1 protein-coding gene is annotated in these 287 nt (G+C 43.9%); it reads right to left on the reverse strand.

Annotated elements, in window-relative coordinates:
* Positions 1–238 (reverse strand): 2-oxoadipate dioxygenase/decarboxylase family protein (locus Q4528_RS13505; RefSeq protein ID WP_303522041.1); only part of this gene is annotated, 238 nt, incomplete at its 3' end.
* Between the last annotated feature and the right edge of the window lie 49 nt (positions 239–287).

Genomic DNA, 287 nt, shown 5'->3' on the forward strand with positions numbered 1-287 from the left:
CAGCTAAGCCTTGAACAATCGCTTGAGACTCTGGCGGCAAACTTTCTACCTGCAGCTCACTAATAAACACCTTTGGAACAGTGGGGTCATCGTGTTCAAAATGTGCAGCATCCAAGTGTTTATTGGCAAAATGATATTCCCCACCCTTTCGATAACCCATAGCGATTAAATGCTTAGCAAAGGCATCAACACCGGTATTAGGTAAATTAAAGGTACGCACTGCAATGTGATCATTCACTACCTCAGCACCTTTACCGAGTAGCTGATGAATAGAGTCAGCACTAGGT

This window comes from Staphylococcus pasteuri, assembly GCF_030547725.1.
Taxonomy (GTDB): domain Bacteria; phylum Bacillota; class Bacilli; order Staphylococcales; family Staphylococcaceae; genus Staphylococcus; species Staphylococcus pasteuri.